This window comes from Tissierella sp. (genome assembly GCF_052089545.1).
Lineage (GTDB): Bacteria > Bacillota > Clostridia > Tissierellales > Tissierellaceae > Tissierella_A.
Genome location: NZ_JBQDAA010000142.1, coordinates 1 through 6389, shown reverse-complemented (window position 1 = coordinate 6389; position 6389 = coordinate 1). Strand labels below are relative to the sequence as shown.

The following is a 6389-nucleotide window of genomic DNA, read 5'->3' as shown; positions in this document are numbered from 1 at the left end:
GAGATATAATGATAATAGAAGACCATATAAAACTTATGGGGGCAAGTCCTTTAAGGGGAAAAAATGTAGAAGAATTTGGACCAAGATTCTTTGATATGTCTACAGTTTATAATAAAGAATATAGAGAATTGACAAAGGATATTGCTAAAAGATTAGATGTGAAAATGCATGAAGGTGTATACTTTTATTGGGCTGGGCCACAATTTGAAACGCCAGCAGAAATAAAAGCAATAAGATCTTTAGGTGGAGATACAGTTGGAATGTCTACAGTTACTGAAACTATAACAGCTGGTCATTTAGGGATGAAAGTACTAGGACTATCTCTTGTTACAAATATGGCTGCGGGAATACTTGACCAGCCTTTAACTACAGAAGAGGTAGATGAAACAGGTGAAAAATCAGCAAAGAAGTTTAAAGCTTTACTTAGGGAAGTAATAAAGGAAATGTAATCTTTTTACAGCGTAAAATAAATTAAAATGGAGGCTTTAAAATGAAAAAAATATTAGCTTTACTATTATCAATGACCTTAATGGCAAGTGTATTTGTAGGATGTTCTTCTGATTCAGATGATGGTGGTAGTTCAGATGGAGATGAAGACAAAGTAAAGATAGCTCTTTTAACTGATGAAGCAGGTACACAGGTATTTGTTTTAAACATGATAAATGCTCTTGAAGAAAATGCAGATAAATATGGTTATGAAGCTGTAATAGCAGAATCAGGTGACGCTGCAGCCTATGAAGCTAATGGGCGTGCTCTAATAGAAGAAGAAGTAGATTTTATAATAGGGGGTAGCTGGCAAGCAGGAGAAGCTATGGAGAAAATTGCAACAGAGTTTCCTGATGCAGCTGAATATGCAATGATAGATACAGAACTAGCTAATGAAAATATTAAATCAATTTCATATAGAGAACAAGAAGGTGCATATTTAATAGGTATGGTAGCAGCTATGTCAACAGAAGATGATGAAGAGTTCTTTGGTGGAGTTCATGCAAACCAAGGTGCGGGATCATGGAGATGGAGATATGGATTTATGGAAGGTGCAAAAAGCATTAAACCAGATTCTGAATTTGTATTTAACTATGTAGGAGGTTATAACGATCCAGCTAAAGCAAAGGAACTTGCTATTCAGCAATATGAACAAGGTGCTACTTTCATAAATGCAGCAGCAGCTGGTGGAGATAAGGGAGTATTTGAAGCAGCTTTAGAAAAAGAATTTTATACATCAGGACAAGACGTAGACTTAACTACTCCAGATAATCCTTATATAATAACATCACAAATTAAAGACACATATACAACTATAGAATATTTATTAGAAAAATATTTTTCTGATGAAGAATGGTCAGAAGAAAATGAAGAGTGGGGAATAGAAGAAGGAGTTATAGGAGCAGTACATGTAACTCATGAAAGTGAAAATGAAATAAGTGATAGACTTTCAGAAGAAAATATAGAAAAATTAAAGCAAGTAGCAGAAGATATAAAATCAGGCGAATTGGATATGAAAGATATGCCTAAAGAAGATGAGTATAAAAAGTAAAAAAAGTTAAATTTATCTTTCGATAGTTTGAGGTGGAGAAGGCTTAAGCCTTCTCCAATCTTTAACAAACAAAAGGAGGGATAGAAGTGTTATTAGAAATGAAAAACATTACCAAAGCCTACGGGCCAGTTCTAGCAAATGATAATGTGGATTTAAGTCTTAACAAGGGTGAAATTCTCGCTGTTGTTGGAGAAAATGGAGCTGGTAAGTCAACTATAATGAAGATTTTATATGGTTTAGAAGAGGCTACTAGCGGTGAGATTTATTTAAATGGAGAACTACAAAATTTTAAAAATCCTCAAGCTGCTATTTCAAAAGGAATAGGGATGGTACAGCAACATTTTATGCTTTTTAATCCTTTTACAGTTGCAGAAAATATAGTATATGGAAATGAACCTAAAAATAGAGGGATATTTTTTGATCGTAAAAAAGCTATAAAAGCTGTAGAAAATTTATCTAAAGAATATGGTTTAGATATAGATCCCAGGAGGAAAACTAAGGATTGTCCAGTAGGGCTTCAGCAAAGAATTGAAATCTTGAAAGTATTATATCAAGATGCAAATATTATAATATTTGATGAACCATCTGCAGTTTTAACACCTCAAGAGGTAGAAGAACTACTTAAAACCATAAGAAATCTTGCGGCGCTTGGGAAAAGTATTATACTTATAACTCATAAACTTCAAGAAGTTATGGCAATAGCAGATCGTGTACTAGTAATGCGTCGTGGTAAATATATAAAAGAGATGAATATAGAAGACACTAATATAGAGGAAATATCTTATCTAATGGTAGGAAGAGAATTAGTAGATAAGGATATTCCAAAGAGAGAAACTGAAGGAAAAGTGTTAGAAATTGAAGAGCTAGTTGTTAAAGGTGCTCACAATAAAAATGTAATAGACCATCTTAGTATGAATATAAAGGGTGGAGAAATAGTTGGGATAGCTGGTGTTTCTGGAAATGGACAATCAGAACTAATAAAAGTTATTACAGGTTTACAATCTTCCGAAAGTGGAAATATCATACTAGAGGATAATGATATATTTAATAAATCAGTTAGTGAAATTAGGGAAAAAGGATGTGCTTGTATTCCAGAAGATAGATATCTTTGGGGATGTGCAAAAGAGGCAAACTTAATAGAAACAGGAATAATGGCCCATCACCGTAATGAAAGATTTTCTAATAAGGGTCTATTAAAAAACAATGAAATAGAAGACTATACTAGAGATGTAATAGATAGATATGATGTTCGTTGTAGTGGAGTTAAACAAAAGGCTGGTCAGCTATCTGGTGGAAATATTCAAAAGCTTATAGTTGCAAGAGAAGTAGAACAAAACTCTAGACTGCTTATTGCAGCAGAACCAACTAGAGGCGTAGATATAGGTGCAATGGAATTTATACATGGTAGACTTCTAGAAAAAAGAGAAAAAGGAGATGCTGTTCTTCTTGTATCATCAGAATTAACCGAAATAATGAAATTATCAGATAGAATATATGTTATGTATGATGGGAAAATAACTGGAGAATTTACCAGGGAAAATGTAACAGCAGAAAAACTTGGATTACTTATGATGGGAGGTAAGAGTAATGACTAAAAAAGAAAAGGCAGAAGTAGAAGAAAAGCGTGATAAAAAGAATATGCTTTCAAGATTATGGAATTCAATGAAATAAATAATCTTTGCAACTTTATTTGGCTTAGCTATTGGTGCTTTAGTCATTATTATATCAAAAGAAAATCCAGTAGAAGTATATGCACAATTGTTTGAAAAATCATTCTTTGACTCTTACTATTTGATGCAAACCCTAACCCGCGCAACGCCTATCATAATATGTGCTATAGGTATAACTGCGGCATGGAGAGCAGGATATATAAACTTAGGTGTTGAGGGACAGATGGTATTTGGATCTTTTGCAGCAACTGTATGTGCTTTGTATCTTCCAGGGCCTGCATTTGTAGTTATGATAGTTTCTATAATAGTAGGTATGGCAGCTGGAGCAGCTTATGCAATGATAGCAGCTATATTAAATGTTAAATATGGAGCTTCTATAATAATACCTACACTTATGATGAATTATATAGCGAATTATACTACTTCTTATTTTGTAAATTATCCCTTAAAAGACTTATCGGGAGATGGACTTGCTGCTCAAACTCCTGTAATAGCAGAAGGAATAAGGTTTATGAAATTGAGCTCTAGAACAACATTTAATGTAGGGTTTATAATAGCTATAGTTATTGTAATAGCCTTTGTTTTTCTTGCTAGAAAGACAATATTTGGATATGAATCAAAGATGACAGGTTTAAACCCAAACTTTGCTCAGTACGGAGGAGTAAAACAAAAAAATGTAATGATTAAAACTATGGCTTTAAGTGGTGCTATAGCTGCTATAGCAGGTATAACAGAGATATATGGTGTTAAGTTTAGATTTATTGAAGATATGTTTGGTAGTACAAGCTATGCGTGGACTGCTCTTATGGCAGCTTTAATTTCAAACTTAAATCCAATAGGGATATTTTTTGTATCTATATTTCTTTCGGGACTTCAAGTTGGTGGACAGTCTATACAACGTTCCTCAAATGTACCACTACAGATGTCTACAGTTATTCAATCTTGTATAACCTTGTTTGTATCAGCGAAAATTACTATGAACTTTGTAAAAAATAAAAGAAAGTTAAAATTAAGAAATATGAAAGACAATGAAGAAGAGGGAGGGGAGCTATAATGGATAGTAACTATCTAGCTAGTATCATAAACTCAACCATAAGATCTACTACACCAGTTTTATTGGCAGCTCTTGGATCTGCAATCTGTAGTCAAGTAGGAGTATTTAATATAGCTCTAGAAGGACAGATGCTTATAGGTTCATTTACAGCTATAATTGTAAACTATTTGACTGGAAGTGTTGCCTTGGCAGTGCTTGCAGGTATATTATCAGGTGCTGTAATAGGTGGAATAGTAGCTCTACTTCAGGTAAAGTATAAAGGAGCAGATATGGTAATAGGAACCTCCATAAACCTCTTAGTAACAGGACTAACAAGTATACTACTTTTTGTAATCTTAGGAGTAAAAGGTGGATTTTCTAGTCCAGAATTAGGTTCTTTAAAAAAGATAAACTTACCAATTATAAAAGATATACCTTTTATAGGTAGAGTGTTTGAAAATTTAACTTCGTTAGATTATTTTTCATATATTATTGCAATTGTAATATTTATCTATCTATTTAAAACAGTATCAGGATTTAGAGTACTTTCGGTAGGAATAAATAAGGAAGCGGCAGAAAGTTTGGGTATAAAAGCTATTAGAACTAAAATGATAGTTGTAACTATGTCTGGTGCCTTATGTGGATTAGGTGGAACGGTTCTTAGCATGGGACAAGTAACACTGTTTACAGAGGCAATGACAGCAGGTCGTGGATTTATAGCTATGGCTGCTGCAGGAATGGCTCAAAGTCACCCCCTACTTGTTATAATTTCTAGTTTATTCTTTGGTGCAGCCCAGGCGGTAGGAGTAGCTATTCAAAATATTGTACCAAGTCAACTTACAATGACTATTCCATATATAGCTACAATAGCTGCGCTTGCAATATTTAGTAATAGAAAGAATAAAAAGAAGTTTACAAGTTTAGAATAAGTAATAAGAATCGATAAATTTTATAAAAATGGTGAAACTATAGTAAGACACTTTATTAAACTATGAGAAAAACTATAAAAAATTTAAAGTGCAATATGAGATCTAAGAAAGTGATAAGAAATAAGAAAGCATATTAAAACTGTTTAAGTGTACATGTAAGAAAAACAACTCAAAAAATAGGAGGAATTGTTATGAAAAAGAAAGGAAGTTTTATAGGTTTATTACCCTTAATATTTTTTCTAGTAATTTATATGGGAACAGGAATTTTATCAGGTGAATTTAGTAGTATGCCTCTATTATTAGGATTTATATTTGCATCAGGTCTTTCTCTATTGTTAAATCGTCCAGGAGAAAAAGCTTCTCTTGAAGATAAAATGGATATTTTCTCAAAAGGTGGAGGAGATCCTACAATTATCTTGATGGTTATTATATTTTTATTAGCAGGAGCATTCTATTCTGTAGCTGAAGAAATGGGAGCGGTTAGTTCAATAGTAAACCTAGGCTTAACTGTTTTACCTTCAAATTTATTGCTACCAGGATTATTTTTAATAGGAGCTGTACTTTCTTTTTCCATGGGAACATCAATGGGTACTATAACAGCACTTGGTCCTATAGGTGTTGGAATAGCGGAACAAACAGGTTTAAGCTTACCTCTAGTAATGGGTACTGTTGTAGGTAGTGCCATGTTTGGTGATAACTTATCATTTATATCAGATACTACAATAGCTGCTATACGTACTCAAGGAGTAGGACCTAAAGACAAGTTTAAGGCAAATGGACTTATAGTACTTCCAGCTGTTTTAGTTACTTTAGTTGCTCTTTTCTTCTTATCAACCGGTAGTGCTCAAATCACTTCTTCTGAATATGAACTAATCAGAATAGTACCTTATATAGTAATTATAGTTACTGCACTTATAGGTTTAAATGTTATGGCAGTATTAGGCTCGGGTATTTTAGTAGGTGGTATAATAGGACTTATAATGGGTGATTTTGGAATCATAGGATTGTTTGGCGTTCTACAAACAGGTATGGAATGGATGCAAGATTTAGCTTTAATTTCAATAGTTGTTGGTGGAATTGTAGGACTTATGAACCACTATGGTGGTATAGACTATCTATTATATAAAGTTAATGAAAAAATTAAGAGTAAAAGAGGAGCAGAATTTGGAATTGCATCACTAGTTAGTTTAATTGATATAGCTACTACAAACAACACAATA

Annotated in this window: 6 protein-coding genes; all 6 read left to right on the top strand. The window is 33.0% G+C overall.

Features of this window, described 5'->3' with window-relative positions:
- On the top strand, nucleotides 1-449 hold a 449-nt coding region (locus tag ACTHW2_RS09740; RefSeq protein WP_442263736.1), incomplete at its 5' end, for a purine-nucleoside phosphorylase.
- Nucleotides 450-490: 41 nt separating this feature from the next.
- A complete protein-coding gene (locus tag ACTHW2_RS09735) occupies nucleotides 491-1537 on the top strand; it encodes a BMP family ABC transporter substrate-binding protein (protein ID WP_442263735.1) in 1047 nt (348 codons plus the stop codon).
- Between the two features lie 86 nt (nucleotides 1538-1623).
- Complete coding sequence (locus tag ACTHW2_RS09730) at nucleotides 1624-3132, top strand: ABC transporter ATP-binding protein (RefSeq protein WP_442263734.1); 1509 nt, start codon at nucleotides 1624-1626, stop codon at nucleotides 3130-3132.
- A 163-nt stretch (nucleotides 3133-3295) separates the two neighbouring features.
- Nucleotides 3296-4261, top strand: coding sequence for an ABC transporter permease (locus tag ACTHW2_RS09725; protein ID WP_442263733.1), 966 nt, complete (start codon nucleotides 3296-3298; stop codon nucleotides 4259-4261).
- Complete coding sequence (locus ACTHW2_RS09720) at nucleotides 4261-5169, top strand: ABC transporter permease (protein WP_442263732.1); 909 nt, start codon at nucleotides 4261-4263, stop codon at nucleotides 5167-5169. Before ACTHW2_RS09725 ends, ACTHW2_RS09720 begins: the two co-directional genes overlap by 1 nt.
- Nucleotides 5170-5360: 191 nt before the next feature.
- A partial coding sequence (locus ACTHW2_RS09715; RefSeq protein WP_442263731.1) for a Na+/H+ antiporter NhaC family protein occupies nucleotides 5361-6389 on the top strand: 1029 nt, incomplete at its 3' end.

What these genes read in the sequence shown, in the direction of transcription:
- ACTHW2_RS09735 (WP_442263735.1), top strand. Translation starts at nt 491, where the DNA reads ATGAAAAAAATATTAGCTTTACTATTATCAATGACCTTAATGGCAAGT.
- ACTHW2_RS09720 (WP_442263732.1), top strand. Translation starts at nt 4,261, where the DNA reads ATGGATAGTAACTATCTAGCTAGTATCATAAACTCAACCATAAGATCT.